Annotated in this window: 13 protein-coding genes; 8 read left to right on the top strand and 5 right to left on the bottom strand. The window is 69.9% G+C overall.

From position 1 onward, the window contains the following. Positions 1 to 295 precede the first annotated feature (295 nt). The 5 genes from AOM05_RS02570 (at position 296) to AOM05_RS02550 (ending at position 8,318) form a co-directional block, all read left to right on the top strand. Positions 296 to 1,609 carry an ABC transporter substrate-binding protein gene (locus AOM05_RS02570; RefSeq protein WP_062519179.1) on the top strand — a complete coding sequence of 438 codons (1,314 nt, stop codon included), beginning with the start codon at positions 296 to 298 and terminating at the stop codon, positions 1,607 to 1,609. A 76-nt stretch (positions 1,610 to 1,685) separates the two neighbouring features. Beyond that, complete coding sequence (locus AOM05_RS02565) at positions 1,686 to 2,630, top strand: carbohydrate ABC transporter permease (protein ID WP_082097199.1); 945 nt, start codon at positions 1,686 to 1,688, stop codon at positions 2,628 to 2,630. Then, positions 2,623 to 3,432, top strand: coding sequence for a carbohydrate ABC transporter permease (locus tag AOM05_RS02560; protein ID WP_062519177.1), 810 nt, complete (start codon positions 2,623 to 2,625; stop codon positions 3,430 to 3,432). The genes AOM05_RS02565 and AOM05_RS02560 overlap by 8 nt, the downstream gene beginning before the upstream one ends. Further along, positions 3,429 to 6,458 carry a beta-galactosidase, LacZ type gene (gene lacZ / locus AOM05_RS02555; protein ID WP_062519176.1) on the top strand — a complete coding sequence of 1,010 codons (3,030 nt, stop codon included), beginning with the start codon at positions 3,429 to 3,431 and terminating at the stop codon, positions 6,456 to 6,458. Before AOM05_RS02560 ends, lacZ begins: the two co-directional genes overlap by 4 nt. Positions 6,459 to 6,542: 84 nt before the next feature. Next, complete coding sequence (locus AOM05_RS02550) at positions 6,543 to 8,318, top strand: glycoside hydrolase family 35 protein (protein WP_062519175.1); 1,776 nt, start codon at positions 6,543 to 6,545, stop codon at positions 8,316 to 8,318. A 52-nt stretch (positions 8,319 to 8,370) separates the two neighbouring features. Here AOM05_RS02550 and AOM05_RS02545 read toward each other — a convergent pair whose 3' ends face one another. Together AOM05_RS02545 and AOM05_RS02540 are read right to left on the bottom strand one after the other, a co-directional pair. Next, a complete protein-coding gene (locus tag AOM05_RS02545; protein ID WP_156165001.1) occupies positions 8,371 to 9,342 on the bottom strand; it encodes a hypothetical protein in 972 nt (323 codons plus the stop codon). Beyond that, positions 9,339 to 9,794, bottom strand: coding sequence for a MarR family winged helix-turn-helix transcriptional regulator (locus tag AOM05_RS02540; RefSeq protein ID WP_062519172.1), 456 nt, complete (start codon positions 9,792 to 9,794; stop codon positions 9,339 to 9,341). Before AOM05_RS02540 ends, AOM05_RS02545 begins: the two co-directional genes overlap by 4 nt. Before the next feature lie 172 nt (positions 9,795 to 9,966). Here AOM05_RS02540 and AOM05_RS02535 point away from each other — a divergent pair, with 172 nt between their 5' ends. Beyond that, the gene (locus tag AOM05_RS02535) at positions 9,967 to 11,259 is read left to right on the top strand and encodes a beta-propeller fold lactonase family protein (RefSeq protein WP_062519171.1); all 1,293 of its coding nucleotides are present in this window, start codon (positions 9,967 to 9,969) and stop codon (positions 11,257 to 11,259) included. Between the two features lie 128 nt (positions 11,260 to 11,387). Here the strand turns inward: AOM05_RS02535 and AOM05_RS02530 are convergent, their stop codons facing one another. From AOM05_RS02530 to AOM05_RS02520, 3 genes are all read right to left on the bottom strand, one after another. Further along, positions 11,388 to 13,055 carry an ABC transporter ATP-binding protein gene (locus tag AOM05_RS02530; protein ID WP_082097198.1) on the bottom strand — a complete coding sequence of 556 codons (1,668 nt, stop codon included), beginning with the start codon at positions 13,053 to 13,055 and terminating at the stop codon, positions 11,388 to 11,390. A 90-nt stretch (positions 13,056 to 13,145) separates the two neighbouring features. Continuing rightward, a complete protein-coding gene (locus tag AOM05_RS02525; protein WP_082097197.1) occupies positions 13,146 to 14,006 on the bottom strand; it encodes an aldo/keto reductase in 861 nt (286 codons plus the stop codon). Between the two features lie 82 nt (positions 14,007 to 14,088). Next, complete coding sequence (locus AOM05_RS02520) at positions 14,089 to 14,679, bottom strand: TetR/AcrR family transcriptional regulator (RefSeq protein ID WP_062519170.1); 591 nt, start codon at positions 14,677 to 14,679, stop codon at positions 14,089 to 14,091. A gap of 161 nt (positions 14,680 to 14,840) precedes the next feature. Here AOM05_RS02520 and AOM05_RS02515 point away from each other — a divergent pair, with 161 nt between their 5' ends. Both AOM05_RS02515 and AOM05_RS02510 read left to right on the top strand, forming a co-directional pair. Continuing rightward, complete coding sequence (locus AOM05_RS02515) at positions 14,841 to 16,082, top strand: aminotransferase class III-fold pyridoxal phosphate-dependent enzyme (RefSeq protein ID WP_062519169.1); 1,242 nt, start codon at positions 14,841 to 14,843, stop codon at positions 16,080 to 16,082. 51 nt (positions 16,083 to 16,133) lie between these two features. After that, on the top strand, positions 16,134 to 17,762 hold the full coding sequence (locus AOM05_RS02510) for an ABC transporter substrate-binding protein (RefSeq protein WP_082097196.1): 1,629 nt from the start codon (positions 16,134 to 16,136) through the stop codon (positions 17,760 to 17,762). The last annotated feature ends 22 nt before the right edge of the window (positions 17,763 to 17,784 follow it).

Raw genomic sequence — 17,784 nt, 5'->3', positions numbered from 1 at the left:
CTACATCACGCGCGGAAAGGAATGTTGACGTCGCCATGGCCCCGTACGAGCCCGTTGGCGGGACAAAGTGCCGTTACCGCATCGTGACAAACTCATGGTTGGCGTTGGACGATGCGCTTGCTATGTTCACCTAAACAGTCCCCTGATCGGGGAGTGCGGAACGGCAACGACGTCGGTTCATCGAGGGGCGTCGGCGTTGACGGATCCGTGCTCGAGGGGGCGGTTTGACCCGGTGGGCGTTCGACGTGGTGCGCCCGGTACGCCGGGCGCGTGCCGAACAGAAGGATGGACCTCAATGAAGAAGCTCCGGACCGGAATGGCCCTCGCGGCCACGGCCACTTTCGCACTCACCCTCGCGGCCTGCTCGGGCGGCGACAGCAACGAAGGCGCCAGCGGCGACGCGGGCGGCGACGAGCCCATGGGCAACTCGCTCACCGTGTGGGCGTGGGACCCGGCGTTCAACATCTACGCGCTCCAGGAGGCCGAGAAGGTCTACCAGGCGGAGCACCCCGACTTCACCCTGGACATCCAGGAGGTGACGTGGGAGGACCTGCAGACCAAGCTCACCACCCTCGCGCAGTCGCAGGAGTTCGAGGAGCTGCCCGACATCTTCCTCATGCAGAACAACGCGTTCCAGAAGAACGTCATCAACTACCCGGACCTCTTCACGGACATCACCGACTCGTCGGTCGCGTTCGACGAGTTCCCCGAGGGCGTCACCGCGTACTCGACCATCGACGGCGCCAACTACGGCGTGCCGTTCGACGCGGGCACCGCGATCAACGCGATGCGCACCGACATCCTCGAGGAGGCCGGCCTCACGCTGGACGACTTCACCGACATCACCTGGGACGAGTACATCGCCCTCGGCGAGCAGGTCCTCGAGGCCACCGGCAAGCCCATGCTGTCCGGCATCGCCGGCGAGCCCGACACCATCCTCATGATGCTGCAGTCGGCGGGCCAGAGCCTCTTCGACGACGAGGGCAACCCCACCATCACCGACAACGAGGCGCTCTCGACCTCGATCGAGCTGTACTCGGAGATGGTCGAGAAGGGCATCTACCTCGAGGTCAACTCGTGGGACGAGTACATCGCGTCGATCGTCAACGGCAACGTCGCGAGCACCATCAACGGCGTGTGGATCTCCGGCTCCATCCAGACCGCGGAGGACCAGGCCGGCATGTGGGGCGTCACCAACCTGCCGTCGGTCGACGTCGACGGTGCGACCCACTTCTCCGCCAACGGCGGCTCCTCGTGGGCCGTGAGCTCGAACGCCGACGTGGCGCTCGCCGAGGACTTCCTGTCCGCGACGTTCGCCGGCTCCACCGAGCTGTACGACACGATCCTCCCGGGTGCGGGCGCGGTGGCCAACTGGCTCCCGGCCGGCGACTCCGAGGTCTACGCCGAGCCGCAGGAGTTCTTCGGCGGCCAGGCCATCTACGCGGATGTCCTGTCCTTCGCGGCGGGCGTGCCGTCCAACAACACCGGCGCCTACTACTACGAGGCGCGTGACGCGGTGGGTGCCGCGATCACTCAGATCATGGGCGGGGCCGACGCGGCCACGGCGCTCGGCGAGGCGCAGTCCACCGTCGAGTTCGCGATGAACTGACACCATCTCGGATAGGGAGGGGGCCGGTTCCGGCCGGCCCCCTCCCGCACCAATCAGGGAGAGAACCGTGTCGACGATGACTCCGGTGGTGGTCCCCGACCGCGCCCCCAAGAAGAAGTCCAAGGGCCCCAAGATCAAGCCCTCCCCGGCCGCCCGCCGCCGCAGCCTCACCGGCTGGGCGTTCCTGCTGCCGGCAGCGATCCTCATCGGCATCATGATGTTCTGGCCGATGTTCCAGGCGCTGATCCTGTCCTTCAAGACGGGCCGCGGCTCCGCGCTCGACTTCGCCGACCCGCTGTGGTTCAACTACACGCGCATGCTTGAGGACGAGATCTTCAAGATGACGGTCGGCACCACGCTGCTGTACCTCGCGATCCAGGTGCCGCTCATGCTGGTCACGGCGCTGATCCTCGCGAACATCCTCAACAACCCGCGCCTCAAGTTCAAGGGCTTCTGGCGCACCGCGATCTTCCTGCCGGCGGCGATCTCGCTGGTCTCGTACTCGCTGGTGTTCCGCACCATCTTCGCGACGGACGGCCTGGTCAACGACTGGCTCCTCGCGCTCAACCTCATCGACGGACCCGTCAACTGGCTGGGCAACACCGACACCGCGCGCATGGTGATCATCCTGGGCCTGCTGTGGCGCTGGACCGGCTACAACATGATCTTCTACCTGGCGGGCCTGCAGAACATCGACCCGACCACGCTCGAGGCGGCCAAGATGGACGGCGCGGGACCCATCCGCACGTTCTTCTCCGTGACGGTCCCCCAGCTCAAGCCGATGATCCTGCTCACCGTGATCATGTCCACCAACGGAACGCTGCAGCTGTTCGACGAGTCGTTCAACCTGACCCGCGGCGGACCGGCCAACACCACCATGACGATGTCGCACTACCTGTACGAGGTGTCGTTCGTGAACAACCCGAACTTCGGGTACGGCGCCGCCCTGTCCTACGTGATCCTCGTCATGGTCGCGATCCTGGCCGCCATCCAGATGAAGGTGGGTGACAAGCGTGACTAGCAAGCTCCGCGAGGTTCCCAAGTACGCGTTCCTCAGCATCGTCGCGCTGCTGTCGGTCGGGCCCCTGTACTTCATGGTGGTGTCCGCGACCAACACCAGCCAGGACGTGCTCGGCTCGAGCATGCTCCCGGGCACCAACCTCATCGCCAACTGGCAGTCGCTCACCGAGTTCCAGGACGTGGGCTCCGCGATGTACCACTCGACGGTCAACGCGGTGCTCACCACGGTGCTCGCGCTGGTGGTCAGCTCGATCGCCGGCTACGGCTTCGAGGTCTACCACTCGCCCAACAAGGACCGCCTCATGTGGGTCCTCATGCTGGCGATGATGATCCCGTTCGCGGCCACCATGATCCCGCTGTTCCAGCTGTTCGCGGACTTCGGCATGGTGAACTCGGCCTTCGCCGTGGTCCTCCCGGTGATCGCGACCCCGCTGCTCATCCTGCTGTTCAGGCAGGCGGCGAGGAGCTTCCCGCACGAGATCATCGAGGCGGCCCGCATGGACGGCCTCAAGGAGCTCGCGATCTTCTGGAAGATGTTCGTGCCCACCATGCGCCCCACCTACGCGGCGGCGGCGGTCATCACCTTCATGGCGGCGTGGAACAACTTCCTGTGGCCCAAGGTCATCCTGGTCAACAGCGACTACCAGACCATGCCGATGCTGATCTCGAACTTCACGGGCGGCTACGTGATCGACTACGGCGCGCTCATGCTCGCGGTCCTCATCGCCTCCCTGCCCACCATCGTCATCTTCTTCGTCCTGCAGCGCTCCTTCGTCGCAGGCTTCACCGGAGTGGTCAAGTGACATTCGATCCCACCCGGATCACCGACCCCACGTACGTCCACGAGCACCGGCGCGTCGCCCACAGCGACCACCGGTGGTTCGTGGACGGCGCGGAGGCGGCGACCGGCCTCAGCAGCTTCGAGCAGAGCCTCAACGGCCTGTGGAAGGTGCACCACGCGAAGAACCTCGCCATGACGCTGCCGGGGTTCCAGGACCCCGCGGCGGACGTCGAGGGCTGGGACGACATCCCCGTCCCCGGCCACCTGCAGATGCACGGCTTCGACCGCCCGCAGTACGTCAACGTCCAGTACCCGTGGGACGGCCTCGAGGACCTCGAGCCGGGCCAGGTCCCCACGCGCTGGAACCCCGTCGCGAGCTACGTGCGCGACTTCACCCTCGACACCGCGCTCGCGGACGGCGAGAGCCTGTCCGTCACCTTCCACGGCGCCGAGAGCGGCATCGCGGTGTGGCTCAACGGCGCCTACGTCGGCTGGGCCACGGACTCCTTCACCCCCTCCGAGTTCGACCTCACGGAGCACCTGCGTGACGGCGTCAACCGTCTCGCGGCACAGGTGTTCAAGTGGACCGCGGCCTCGTGGCTCGAGGACCAGGACTTCTTCCGTTTCCACGGCCTGTTCCGCGACGTCACGCTCTACCGCCGGCCGGCGGTCCACGCCGAGGACCTGCGCGTCCACACCACCGTCGCGGAGGACCTGGGCGGCGCCGAGGTCGCCGTGGACGTGGCGCTCGTGGGCGAGGGGACGATGCGCGCGCACCTGGTCGGGGTGGGTCACCTCTCCCCCGCAGGGGACGGGCGGCTCGCCATCCAGGTCGACGAGCCCCACCTGTGGAGCCCCGAGGACCCCCACCTGTACGAGCTGGTGCTCGAGGTGCTCGACCCCGACGGCGCGGTCGTCGAGGTCATCCCCCAGCCGGTGGGCCTGCGTCGCGTCGAGATCCGCGACGCGATCATCACGGTCAACGGCGAGCGCGTGGTGTTCGACGGCGTCAACCGTCACGAGTTCGGCCCGCGCGGCCGCGTCATGACCGCCGCCGAGATCGAGGCGGACCTCCAGATCATCAAGCGCGCCGGCTGCAACGCCGTGCGTACCAGCCACTACCCGAACTCGAGCGCGTTCTACGAGCTCACGGACCGGTACGGGCTGTACGTGATCGACGAGATGAACCTCGAGACCCATGCCATGTGGGACCGGATCATCCACGGCGAGCTGACCGTCGAGCAGGCCCTGCCGGGCGACCGCCAGGAGTGGAAGCCCGCGCTGCTGGACCGCGCCGCGAGCATGCTCGAGCGCGACAAGAACCACCCGAGTGTCATCATCTGGTCGCTCGGCAACGAGTCCTTCGGCGGCTCCGTGCTGCTCGAGGTCTCCGACTGGTTCCGCGCCACCGACCCCACGCGCCCCGTGCATTACGAGGGCGTCCACTGGGACCCGCGGTACCCGCGGACCACCGACATCACCAGCCAGATGTACACGCCGGCGGCGGACGTCGAGGCGCACCTCAGGGAGCACCGCGACAAGCCCTTCATCCTGTGCGAGTACGCCCACTCGATGGGCAACTCGTTCGGCGCCGTCGACAAGTACCTGGACCTCACGGAGAGCGAGCCGCTGTTCCAGGGAGGCTTCATCTGGGACTTCGTCGACCAGACGCTCCCCATGACGGACCGCTACGGCCGCACCTACCAGGGCTATGGAGGCGACCACCAGGAGACGCCGCACGACGGCGAGTTCAGCGCCAACGGCATCGTGTTCGCCGACCGCACCCCGACCCCCGCGTACCAGGAGGTCCGCTACCTCTACCAGCCGTTCCGGACCGCGATCTCGCGCGACGGGATCCAGATCCGCAGCCGCCGCCGCTTCACCGGCACCGGCGACGTCGAGGCCGTGGTGACGCTCGCCCGCGAGGGCGTGACCCTCGCCGAGGAGACCCTCGACATCGACGTCGCCCCCCAGGCGACGGTCGCCTACGCGCTTCCGTTCGCGGTGCCCGAGGCGGCCGGCGAGTACACCGTCGACGTCGCGTACCGGCTGCGCCGCACCACCGCGTGGGCGCCCGCCGGCTACGCGGTCGGGTGGGAGCAGGCCGTCCTGACGGTCGAGGCGCCGGCGGGCGCGAAGCCCGCCCGCGCATCGTCCCCCGCACCGCGGGTGGTGGAGAGCACGCACAACATCGGCGTGCACGGGCCGCACTTCTCGGTGACGTTCTCGCGGCTGTACGGCGTGCTGATGTCGTACAAGTTCGGGCGCACCAGCGACGGCGGGCGCGAGCTGCTGCGTCGCGAGCCGCCCATGCCGAACTTCTGGCATGCGCCCACGTCCAACGAGCGCGGCTGGCAGATGCCGTTCCGCGACGGGCAGTGGCAGCTCGCGAGCCGCTACCGCAAGCCGCGCGCGGGCTTCGAGAAGCCGCGGGTGACCCGCCACGAGGACGCCGTCGAGGTGACCTTCGGGTACGAGCTGCCGACGGTGCCGCCGAGCGAGGTGGACGTCTCGTACGTGGTGGATGGCGACGGCCGCGTCGAGACCACGGTGACGCTGCGGCCGGGCGAGGGCCTGCCCGACGTGCCCGAGTTCGGCATGCTGTTCACGCTCGACGCGGACCTCCACCGCTTGCGCTGGTACGGCGAGGGTCCCGCGGAGTCCTACGTGGACCGGCGGGGCGGCGCGCGGCTGGGCGTGTGGGACGGCGACGTGCGCACGCAGCTCACCACCTACATGCGGCCGCAGGAGTCCGGCAACCACACCGGCGTGCGGTGGGCGGAGGTGCTCGACGACGCGGGCTTCGGGATCCGTCTCGACTGCGCCGAGGGCATGGAGCTGTCCGCGCTGCCGTGGACGCCGTTCGAGATCGAGAACGCGCTGCACGCCAACGAGCTGCCGCCCATCCACCGCACCGTCCTGCGCCCGGCGCTCATGCGGCGCGGCGCGGGCGGCGACCAGTCCTGGGGCGCCATGACGCACCCCGAGTACCGGGTCCCGGCCGGGGAGCTGCGCTTCACGTTCGGCTTCCAGGGCGTGCTGCGCTGACGTGCTGAGGCGCGGCGCGCCGCCTCCCCCCTTGGGGCGGCGCGCCGCGGGACGGCCGTGCCGTCGACGGAGAGGACCACACACATGACCGAGCTCGCGATCGGGCCCGAGGACTTCCTGCTGGACGGGCGCCCGCACCGGGTCCTGTCGGGCGCTCTCCACTACTTCCGGGTGCACCCGGACCTGTGGCGCGACCGCATCCGCAAGGCGCGGCTCATGGGCCTCAACACCATCGAGACGTACGTGCCGTGGAACGAGCACGAGCCCGCCCCCGGCGACTGGCGCTTCGACGGCGGGCTGGACCTCGAGCGGTTCCTGCGCGAGGTTCAGGCCGAGGGGATGCACGCGATCGTGCGGCCGGGGCCGTACATCTGCGCGGAATGGGACGGCGGCGGGCTGCCGGGCTGGCTGTTCGACATCGAGGGCGTGCGCATCCGCTCCACCGAGGCGGGCTATACCGCGGCCGTGGGGCGGTTCCTCGACCAGGTGCTGGCGCGGGTGGTGCCGCTGCAGGGCGACCGCGGCGGACCCGTGGTGCTCATGCAGGTCGAGAACGAGTACGGCGCGTACGACGTGGTCGAGCCCGCCGAGCGCGCCGAGCACCTACGCTGGCTCACCGCCCGCTTCCGTGACGCCGGGGTAACCGTCCCGCTGCTCACCGTCGACCAGCCGGCCGACGGGATGCTCGAGCGCGGCAACATCCCCGAGCTGCACGCGACCGGGTCCTTCGGCGGCGCCATCGCCGAGCGGTTGGCCACCCTGCGCGCGCACCAGCCCACCGGGCCGCTCATGTGCTCGGAGTTCTGGTGCGGCTGGTTCGACCACTGGGGCGCCCACCACCACACCACCTCCGCGGCCGCGTCGGCGGAGGCCCTGGACGCGCTGCTCGCGGCCGGCGCCTCGGTCAACATCTACATGTTCCACGGCGGCACCAACTTCGCGCTCACCAACGGCGCGAACGACAAGGGCGTCTACCAGCCCACCGTCACGTCCTACGACTACGACTCCCCGCTCGACGAGCTCGGCCGGCCCACGGAGAAGTTCTGGGCCTTCCGCGAGGTGATCGCCCGCTACGCGGAGGTGCCCTCCGCGGACGATCTGGCGGATGCCGGTGCCGGCGTGGCGGTGCCGGACGATGCGCCGCTCGCCTACGCGGGATCGTTGCGGGAGTACGTGGACGGGCGGGGCGGCTGGGTCGCCTCCGAGTCCGCGCCCACCTTCGAGGACCTGCGGGCCTACCGGGGGCTGCTGGTCAAGCGGGCTGTTCTCACCGGGGGCCCCGCGCCGGCCGTCCTGCGCCTGGGCGAGGTGCGCGACCGCGTGCACGTGCTGCTCGACGGCGCGCCCGTCGGGGTGCTCGCGCGCGACGCGCACGACGAGGCGATCACCCTGCCTCGCGGCGAGGGCGAGCTCACGCTCGTGGTCGAGGACCAGGGGCGCGTGAACTACGGCCCCCGGATCGGGGAGCCCAAGGGCGTGATGGGCCCGGTGACGCTCGACGGGGTGCCGGTGACCGGGTGGAGGTCCACGCCGGTCGACCTCGACGGTCTCGAGGCCTGGGCGGCGGGGCGCGGTCCCGCGACGCTCGAGGCGGGCGCCGCGATCTACCGCGCGACCGTCGCGGTGCCCGCCGCTGGCAACCTGGTGATCGACTGCGGCGGGCTGGGCAAGGGCCTCATCTGGGTCAACGGCCTGTGCCTGGGCCGCTACTGGCGCCGCGGTCCGCAGCGCTCGCTGGCGGTGCCGGCGCCGCTGGTCGCGGACGGGGTCGCGCGCGTCACCGTGCTCGAGCTCGACACCGCGGTGGAACCGGTGCTGCGCTTCGCGCCCGACCTGCTGCTGGGGCACACCGAGTACTGAACCCCCGGGTGCGGCGCGGCGGCGGAGGAGCGCCGCCGCGCCGGGTCCCGCGTCACGCCGCAGCGGCGAGCAGGTCGAACGTCGCCGAGCCGCGGGGAACGGGCAGGACCGCCGACCAGCCGCCTGACGCGAGCGTGACGGCCGCCGCGTCGGCATAGCCCGCGAGATCCGTGACCGTGATCGAGTCGAGCGCGGCCAGCGATACGGTCAGCCGCGATGCCGAATGGACGGGAGCGTTGCCGCGCGTGAGCCGCTCGTGACGTCCCACCACCTCGAGCGCGGCGCCATCGCCGCCGATGATCGCGCCCTGCAGCACCGCCGGCGACCACGCGTGGCCCATGCGGCGGAGCAGGCCGGCCACGCCCTCGCCCGTCGGCACCAGAACCCGTCGGGTGTGGCAGGCCCACGCGGCGACCGCCGGGTGGGCGAGGGTGACGTCCCGCAGGTCCGCGGTCAGGGCGAGGTCGCCCGCGGCGTCGAACGGCCCAAGATCGGCGGTCCGCCCGGCCGTCGCCGCGGCCAAGGCGCGTCCTGCGAGGCCGGTGGCCGCCGCATCGTCCCTGGTGGAGAAGGCGTTCCGGAGCGCGTCGGTGAGGAGAGCGAGGCTCGCGCGGGCGGAGCCGCTGAACGCGAAGCCGATGCCGCCGCCGTCCCTCGTGTGGATGCGATAGCGCCCATGGAGGAGGTTGACCGAGTCCTCGAGGGCGACGATCTTGTCGAGCGGGATGCGCGCAACGCCGAACCCGCGAGGCGGAGCGGGTCGGCGGCGGTCGGCGTCGTGGCCGTCGCGGCTGAGGACGGTGAGCTCGGTGCCGTCGACGATCAGCAGGTGGTCGTACAGGTCCATGTCCGGCGTCGCGTCGCGGCGCGGGATGTTGCGCGGGACCTTGAGGACCAGGTGCGCGGCCGCGAGGTCGACCGGGTGGTCGCGGAACAGGCGGGGGATCTCGCCGTCTTCCGTGACCCGATCGATCCATGGACCGAAGCGCGTGTACTCCACGGATTGCGCGTACGGATTGCTCACGCGCCACCCCCGATCCGGCTCAGCGCGCTCGCGAGCACCGCGACCTCCGCGGGGTCGAGTCGGTCGAAGATCTCGCGGCGCGCACTCGCGCGGTGCACGGGGATCGCCCCGGCGAGGCGGGCGACGCCCGCGTCGGTGAGGAACGCCTCCTGCCCGCGGCCGTCGGCGGCGGCACGGCGGCGATCGGCCAGTCCCTGGGCCTCGAGCGCCCGCATCACGCGCGTGACCGCGCCGAGCGACAACCCGGTGCGGGCGGCCAGCTCGTTCATGCGCAGGGTGTGGTCGGGCGCCTCGGAGAGGTGCATGAGCGCGTGGTACTCGGACAGCGAGACCCCGGCGACGGGTCCCAGGGCGGCGGCGAAGACGCGCGGGAGCGTGAGCGCGACGCGTGCGAGCTCGCGCAGCAGCGCGTCCTCGGCGGGGCTCAACGGGTCGGTGGGCGACGGTGCCATGGATTTACTTTACCTGTGAAGTAGATGCTAGGTGCGCGCCGGGCTCACGCCGCCTCGCCGCGGTCTTTATTGATAATCGTTCTCGTTATCAGGTACGGTGCGGAGGTCGCCCCGACCCGCGGGGCGCACGCATCGACCAGGAAGGCAGGGGGCCGCACCGGCCCGCACCACCATGACTCGCACATCCCGCACCGCCCGCGCCGCCTCGCTCGTGGGCGCCGCCGCGCTGACCCTCTCGCTCGCCGCCTGCTCGACGGGCGACGCCCAGGTCGACGCGAGCGCCGACGCGCTCGAGGTCGAACCCGACCACCAGGCCTCCGCGACGGAGGGCGCGGCGGCCACCCCGCGCATCGTGCTCACGTACGACGGCGGCCTCACGGTCCTCGACGCGAACACGCTCGAGGTCGAGGCGGACATCGCCCTCGACGGCTTCACCCGCCTCAACGGCGCGGGGGACGGGCGCCACGTCGCGTTGTCCACCACGGGCGGCTTCCGGATGCTCGACGCCGGCACCTGGACCCAGGCGCACGGCGACCACGCGCACTACTTCACGGCGGAGCCGGCGCTCACCGACCTCACGATCGCCGCCGGGCAGCCCGGTCACGTGGTGGTCCACGACGGCCTCACCGCATTCTTCGACGACGGCACCGGCGAGGTCACCGTGGTCGAGGCGGACGGTTGGGAGCACATGGTCGAGGAGGGGCACCTGGACGTGGTGCGGTCCTGGACCGCGGCGGAGGCGCACCACGGCGTCGCCGTCGCGGGCGAGGACGGCGCACTTCTGGTGACGGTCGGCGACGAGGAGAGCCGGTCCGGCGCGATGCTCCTCGACGGGGACGATGCGGTGGTCGCCTCGAGCGACCGGTGCCCGGGCGTCCACGGGGAGGCGGCGTTCGAGAACGCCGCGGGAGAGGACATGTACCTGGTGGGATGCGAGGACGGCGTGCTCGCGTTCCACGGCGACCACGTCCACAAGCTCGCCGCGCCGGACGCGTTCGGGCGCACGGGCAACCTGTACTCGACGGACGGCTCCGACGTGGTGCTGGGCGACTACAAGACGGACCCCGAGGGCGGGATCGACCTCACGCGGGTCACGCTGATCGACACCGAGGCCGAGACGCTCGACGTGGTCGACCCGTTCGACGGCGCGGAGGCGGCGTACACCTGGCGCGGGCTCGCGCGGGGCGCCGACGGCGAGGCCCTGGTGCTCGGCACGGACGGCGCGCTGCGGGTGATCGACCCCGCGACCGGCGAGGTGGTGCGGAGCATCCCGGTGATCGACCCGTGGGAGGTGCCCGAGGAGTGGCAGTCCGCGCACCCGGCGCTCACCGTGCTCGCCGGCATGGCCTACGTGACCGAGCCCGCCACCGGCACCATCCACATCGTCGACTACGTCGGCGGCGAGGTGTGGAAGTCCGTCGAGGTGGGCGTCGAGGTCAGCGAGATCGTGGGCGTCACCGGCTAGGAGGCTTCCTCGCCCGAGGAATCACGGGGCCCGGTCCACGGCGGTACGCGCCGCGGACCGGGCCTTCGTGTGTCCGCGTCCCCGCGCCGGGGGGTCGATGCGGCGGTTCGTCGCGCCGCGCGCTGCTCCTAGACGCTGACCGCAGGGATCGCCGCGAGCAGCTGGCGGGTGTACTCGTGCTTCGGCGAGTCGAAGATCTCCTCCGGCGTTCCGCTCTCGACGATCACACCGTTCTGCATGACGTGCACATAGTCGCTGACCTGCCGGATGACCGCGAGGTCGTGGCTGATGAAGAGATAGCTCAGGTCGAGCTCGTCCTGGAGTCGAGCCAGGAGCTCGAGGATCTGCGCCTGGACCAGGACGTCCAGGGCGGATACGGCCTCGTCGAGCACCACGAGCTCCGGCCGAAGCGCGAGCGCACGCGCGATGGCGACGCGCTGGCGCTGTCCGCCGGAGAGCTCGTGGGGGTGCCGGTCGAGAAGCTCGACCGGCAGGGCGACCTGCTCGGCGAGCTGCTTCACCCGACGCTCCTGGTCGTCCTTGGTCCCGACCCCATGCACGACCAGCGGTTCGGCGATGGTGGCGCCGATCGTGTAGCGGGAATCGAGGGACGCGAATGGGTTCTGGAAGACGGGCTGGACCTTGCGCGTGAACTCGAAGCGTCGCTGAGCGGTGAACCCGGCGGTGTTGCGCCCGTCGTACGCGATGACTCCGCTCGTAGGACGCTCAAGGCCGAGCACCATCCGGGCGGTGGTCGACTTGCCGGACCCGCTTTCGCCGACGATGGCGACGGTCTGGCCGCGACGAATCTTGAAAGTGGAGCCGTCTACCGCGCGGAACGCCCGCTTCCGCCCCCACGCGCTGTCGCGCACCGTGTACTCCTTGGCGAGGTCGATGATCTCGACGAGTGCCGGTGCATCCGCATCGTGGGCGCGACGGACAGGGCGGTGGCTGGTGATGCTCGGTGCTGCGTCCAGCAGGCGCCGCGTGTACTCGTGCTCGGGGTTGCGCAGGATGTCGGCGGCCGGCCCGTGCTCGACGATGTCGCCGCGGAACATCACCAGCACGTCGTCCGCGCGCTCCGCCGCGAGCCCCAGGTCGTGGGTGATCAGGATCACCGCGGTGCCCATGCGGGCGGTGAGGTCGGCCATCTGGTCGAGAACCTGCCGTTGGACGGTGACGTCGAGCGCCGAGGTCGGCTCGTCCGCGATGAGCAGCCGCGGTTCGCAGGCGAGCCCCATGGCGATGAGCACGCGCTGTCGCATCCCGCCCGAGAGCTCGTGCGGGTACTGGCGGAACCGACGGGCCGGCTCGGGGATGCCGACCATCTCGAGAAGCTCGACCGCGCGGGCGTCGGCCGCCCGGCCGGAGGCGAGGTTGTGGACCTTCAGCACCTCGGTGATCTGGCGTCCGATGCGCTGCGTCGGGTCGAGGTTCGACATCGGGTCCTGGGGTACCAGGCCGATGCCTGCGCCGCGCACCGCCCGCATCTCACGGTCGGTCAGCGTCGTGAGGTCGCGGCCTCCGAAAAGGATCTCGCCCGAGGCGATGGTCGCGTTCGATGCCAGGAGGCGGTTGATCGCCCCCGCCATGGTCGACTTCCCCGAGCCCGACTCGCCGACGACCGCCAGCGTACGACCGGGCATCAGGTCGAAGGATGCGTCGCGCACTCCCGTGACCTCGCCCGCCTGGGTGCGGAAGGTGACCTTCAGGTTGCGGACCGTGAGGGTAGGCGTGGGGTTCTCGGCGTCCTTCGGTGAGTGCGCACGTGGGGTAGCCGTCATGTTATCGGACATGTGACCAAAATAAGCGGCGAGGGTTTCCTGGGCCGCTCCACCCTGTTAAGTCCACGTAAATTCGCGGGACGGGGAGTGCGCCTGCGGCGCTCAGCCGAGCGCGTAGTAGTCAGGCTCGATGCACTCGCCGCGATCGAGGGCGCTGATCTCGACCATGTGCGCGGGTTCGAGCTCGAAGTCGAAGACCGTGAGGTTCTCCGCGAGGCGCGCGGGGTTCGCGCTCTTAGGGACGGTCATCAAGCCCTGCTGGACGTGCCAGCGGAGCACGATCTGTGCGGCGCTCACCCCGTAGAGCTCGGCAAGCCGCGCGATGAGGGGATCGGAGAACACCCGTCCTCGCGCGAGCGGCGACCACGACTCGGTGACGATCCCGCGACGGTCGTCCTCGAGCATCTCGGCGGCCCGGGTGTGGAAGGGGTGGAGCTCGATCTGATTGACGGTGGGGACGCGACCTCCCAGCGCGATCAGGTCGTCCAGCTGTGCGGTGCTGAAGTTGCACACGCCGATTCGCGACGCGAGCCCTCGATCCGCCACGCGCTCGAGGCCGAGCCACGCCTCGCGATGCCGGCCTGCCACCGAGTGGGGCCAGTGGATCAGGTAGAGGTCGACTTGGTCGAGGCCGAGTTGCCGTAGTGAGTCCTCCGCCGCGCGCTGCGCCTCCTCGACGCCGTGCGCGTCGATCCACAGCTTCGTAGTGACGAACAGCTCCTCGCGAGGGATCGCGGCGCGCCGGATTCCCTCGCCGACCGCAGCCTCGTTCCCGTAGATCGCGGCGGTGTCGATCGAGCGGTAGCCGAGCTCCAGGGCCGAGGCGACCACGGTGGCGGTGGTCTCATGGTCCATGTCGAAGACGCCGAGGCCGAGCTGGGGGATGCCGAGCCGCGCGAGCGCCGCGGTGCGGCCGGCGGCCGGCCTGTCGGAGGGGTGCGTGGACAAGGTGTCGGTGCTCATCGGGCTCAGGCCCCTTCTTTTATTGGACGCGTGTCCTAAAAAGAAATATCACACCTCGCCGGAGAGGCACAGGGGCGCCGGCTCAGATCCCCAGGTGAGCCAGGAAGCCGTCGGCGATCGTTCGCTGGCGTTCCGGCGTCATGTCCTCGGGGTACATCACCGCCTGGACGGAGACCCCGTCGATGAGCGCCATGATCTCGTCGCAAAGCACGCCGTCGGGCACGTCGGCAGTCAGCTCGCCGGCCGACCGCGCGTCCTCGAGCATCGCCAGCCACCACAGCCGGCTCTCTGCGACCGACTCTCGGCGGACGGCGTTGAGCCGCGGGTTGGCGAGCGCCTGGGACCAGAAGCTCACGTCCATGACCGCCTCGATGTGGCGCTCCTTGTCGAGGGGGAGGGCCTCGTACAGGGCTTGGCGAAGCGCTCCGGCGCCGTTCGTGCCGTTGTTGGCGGCCGCGGCTCGCTCCGATACGCGATGGAAGGCGAGCTTGTGGGCCGAGATGAGGATCTCGTCCTTGCTGGCGAAGTAGTGCGACAGGATCCCGTTCGAGCAGCCGGCCTCATTGGCGATCTCGCGCACGGTCGCCGCGCCGATCCCCTGTTCAGCGATGACCCTCCAGGCCGCCTCGAGGATCTCTCGTCGTCGCTGGTCGTGGTCCACGATCTTCGGCACTGCCCGCCCCCTCGTCTCTGAATGGCATGCGTCGGACCAAGTATGTCGGACGCCTGCCCAATTTTACGTGCGTGTAACAGGATCGATATTTATCTTGAACACCCGTCCGAAATACTCTCTCATGCGGAGCCCTCCGCGTACGCCATCTCGGAAGGAAGGCCATGTCCCTCGCGACCCCCACCCGCCTGCAGACGGTCGATGCTGAGCTGCGCGAGCGCGCGCTCGCCGTCGTCCCCGGAGGCGTGTACGGGCACATGTCGGTGCTCCGGATGATGCCGCCGAGCTACCCGCAGTTCTACTCCCGCGGCCACGGAGCGCGTGTCTGGGACGCGGACGGGAACGAGTACATCGACTTCATGTGCGCCTTCGGGCCCATGCTCATCGGATATGCAAATCCGAAGGTCGACGCGGCCGCCGCGGAGCAGCAGGCGCTCGGCGATGCCCTGGCGGGCCCCACGCGTCACTTCGTCGAGCTGGCGGAGCTGCTCGTGGGCACGGTCGCGCACGCGGAGTGGGCGATGTTCGCGAAGAACGGTACGGACGCCACCTCGATCGCCGTGATGACCGCGCGGGCGGCCACCGGACGGTCCAAGCTCGTCAAGGCGCGTAAGGCCTATCACGGCGCGAACGCGTGGTTCACCCCCGCGCCGGCCGGTGTCACCGCGGCCGACCGGGCCGACATCATCGAGTTCGACTACAACGACCTCGCGTCCCTCGAAGCCGCAGTTGCGGAGGCCGGGAGCGACCTCGCCGCGATCATCGTGCCGCCGTTCCGGCACGACGGGCTCGTCGACCAGGAGTTCGCGACGCCTGAGTTCGCGCGCGGCGTTCGCGCCATCGCCACCCGTGCCGGCGCCGCGATGATCCTGGACGAGGTGCGCACAGGGTTCCGCCTGGACGCCGCCGGCGCCTGGGAGCCGTACGGCGTCCGGCCCGACCTCACCGCCTTCAGCAAGGGCATCGCCAACGGGTACGCGCTCGCCGCCGTGGTCGGGATCGACGCGCTCAGGCAGGCGGCGAGCGAGATCTACGTCACCGGATCCTTCTGGATGGGTGGCGTCGCGCACGCCGCCGGCGTCGCGACCATCCGTCAGCTCATCGAGACCGACGGCATCGCCCGCATGACGGCGGCCGGGCAGGCGTTCCGCGCGGGACTCGACACCCAGGCCACCGCGCACGGCTTCGAGATCGTGCAGACCGGGCCCGAGACGATGCCCTTCGTCCGATTCGCCGACGACCCGGAACTGAGGACGGCTTTCGCTTTCACGGACGCCGCCATCCGTCGCGGCGTGATCATGCACCCCTGGCACAACATGTTCCTCTCTGCCGCGCACACGGACGCGGACATCGCCGAGGCCCTCGAGCGCACCGACGGTGCGTTCGCGGAGATCTCAACCCTCTGACCCTTCCTCCACACCAGCCCAGCAGCACCAGATGAGAAGGAGTTCCGCCCGATGAACCGTCCCCGCCTCGGAAAGCTCGCGCGCACCAAGGGTGCGATCGTGGGGGTTGCCGCCCTCGCCACGGCGTTGTCCGCCTGCGGTAGTCCCGCGACCACGTCCGCAGCAGAAGGAGCACGTCAGCTCGTCATCGCCCGGGCGATGGACGTCAGCACGCTCGATCCGCAGCGCGGGTACTGCGACACGTGTCAGATCATCTTCAGCGCGGTCTACGAGACCCTGGTCACCGTGGACCCGGATGACCCGTCGTCGATCGTCCCTCGCCTCGCCACGTCGTGGACGGTGAACGATGACGCGACGAGCTTCACCTTCGAGCTCGACCCGGACGCGGTGTTCTCCGACGGCTCGCCGGTCGAGGCCAGCGACGTGCAGTTCACCTATGAGCGCATGGTCAACCTCCAGGGCTCCGCCTCCTTCCTCCTCGCCGGGCTCGAGTCGATCGAGACGCCCGACGCGCACACGGTCACCGTCAACTTCGCGGATCCCAACTCCGCGTTCCTCGCGATCGGTGCCGCCCCGTACCTCGGCATCGTCAACGAGGAGGTCGCAGTCGCGAACGGCGCGACGGCAGGCGAGGACGCGGCGACGGCGGACGCCTCCGAGGAGTGGTTCCTCCAGAACTCCGCGGGCAGCGGGCCCTACACGCTGGCAGGCTACGAGTCCGGTCAGTCGGTCGAGCTGACGGCCAACGAGAACTACTGGGGCGATGAGCCCACCTTCCCCTCGGTGGTCATCAACGAGGTCACCGATTCCAGCTCGCAGCTGCAGCAGCTGCAGCAGGGCGACGTCGACATCGCGATGCAGATCGCTCCCGACGCGCTGGCCCAGCTCGAGGGCGTCACCGGAGTGACCACCGAGGTCGTCGACTCGTACAACTTCGTCTACCTGATGCTCGCCCCCGGAGCTGCCGGTGGAGAGGCGTTGGAGGACGAGCGCGTCCGCGAGGCCATCAAGCTGGCGATCGACTACGACGGCGTGATCGACACGACCGTCGGGGGCTACGGCAAGACGCAGGGCTCCCCGATCCCGAACGGCTTCGAGGGAAGCGAGGACCAGGAGCTGCCCTCCCAGGACCTCGAGCAGGCCAAGGAGCTGCTGGCCGAGGCCGGCTACGCCGATGGCTTCACGATCAGCTCCGCGTACCCCAAGTTCGCGGTGTACGGCGTCGATTTCGACGTCATGATGCAGGCGATCCAGCAGGACCTCGCGGAGGTCGGGATCGAGCTCGAGCTCACCCCGATGGAGTACACCCAGTGGGCCGAGATGCTCGGCTCGGGCGGCTCCCCGATCACGGCGGTGTACTTCGCGCCCGACCACATGGACTCCAGCCAGTACGTCCAGTACTTCGGCATGGTGCCCACGGGCGCCTGGAGCGCGACGGCGAGCGTGGACGGAGCGGTGGTCAACCAGGCCGAGGTGGATGGCCTCGCCCAGGCGCTCACCGAGACCGGTGAGGACCGCATCGCGACCTACACCGCGCTCGGTCAGGAGATGGCGGACGACCTCATCATCCTGCCGATCGTCAACCCGCAGCTCGTGCTCGCCTACGCGAGCGACGTGACCGGAGTCGAGTACAGCCCCTGCTGCAACCTCGATCTCGCCGGCCTCGGCATTCAGGAGTAACGGCCACTACACGAGTGCGTGG

The organism is Demequina silvatica (assembly GCF_000971215.1).
Taxonomy (GTDB): domain Bacteria; phylum Actinomycetota; class Actinomycetes; order Actinomycetales; family Demequinaceae; genus Demequina; species Demequina silvatica.
The sequence above is the reverse complement of the archived record's forward strand: the minus strand, read 5'-3'. Positions and strand labels throughout refer to the sequence as shown.

What these genes read in the sequence shown, in the direction of transcription:
- AOM05_RS02565 (WP_082097199.1), top strand. Translation starts at nt 1,686, where the DNA reads ATGACTCCGGTGGTGGTCCCCGACCGCGCCCCCAAGAAGAAGTCCAAG.
- AOM05_RS02525 (WP_082097197.1), bottom strand. Translation starts at nt 14,006, where the DNA reads ATGAGCACCGACACCTTGTCCACGCACCCCTCCGACAGGCCGGCCGCC.
- AOM05_RS02530 (WP_082097198.1), bottom strand. Translation starts at nt 13,055, where the DNA reads ATGTCCGATAACATGACGGCTACCCCACGTGCGCACTCACCGAAGGAC.
- AOM05_RS02550 (WP_062519175.1), top strand. Translation starts at nt 6,543, where the DNA reads ATGACCGAGCTCGCGATCGGGCCCGAGGACTTCCTGCTGGACGGGCGC.
- AOM05_RS02515 (WP_062519169.1), top strand. Translation starts at nt 14,841, where the DNA reads ATGTCCCTCGCGACCCCCACCCGCCTGCAGACGGTCGATGCTGAGCTG.
- AOM05_RS02510 (WP_082097196.1), top strand. Translation starts at nt 16,134, where the DNA reads ATGAACCGTCCCCGCCTCGGAAAGCTCGCGCGCACCAAGGGTGCGATC.
- AOM05_RS02540 (WP_062519172.1), bottom strand. Translation starts at nt 9,794, where the DNA reads ATGGCACCGTCGCCCACCGACCCGTTGAGCCCCGCCGAGGACGCGCTG.
- AOM05_RS02535 (WP_062519171.1), top strand. Translation starts at nt 9,967, where the DNA reads ATGACTCGCACATCCCGCACCGCCCGCGCCGCCTCGCTCGTGGGCGCC.
- AOM05_RS02570 (WP_062519179.1), top strand. Translation starts at nt 296, where the DNA reads ATGAAGAAGCTCCGGACCGGAATGGCCCTCGCGGCCACGGCCACTTTC.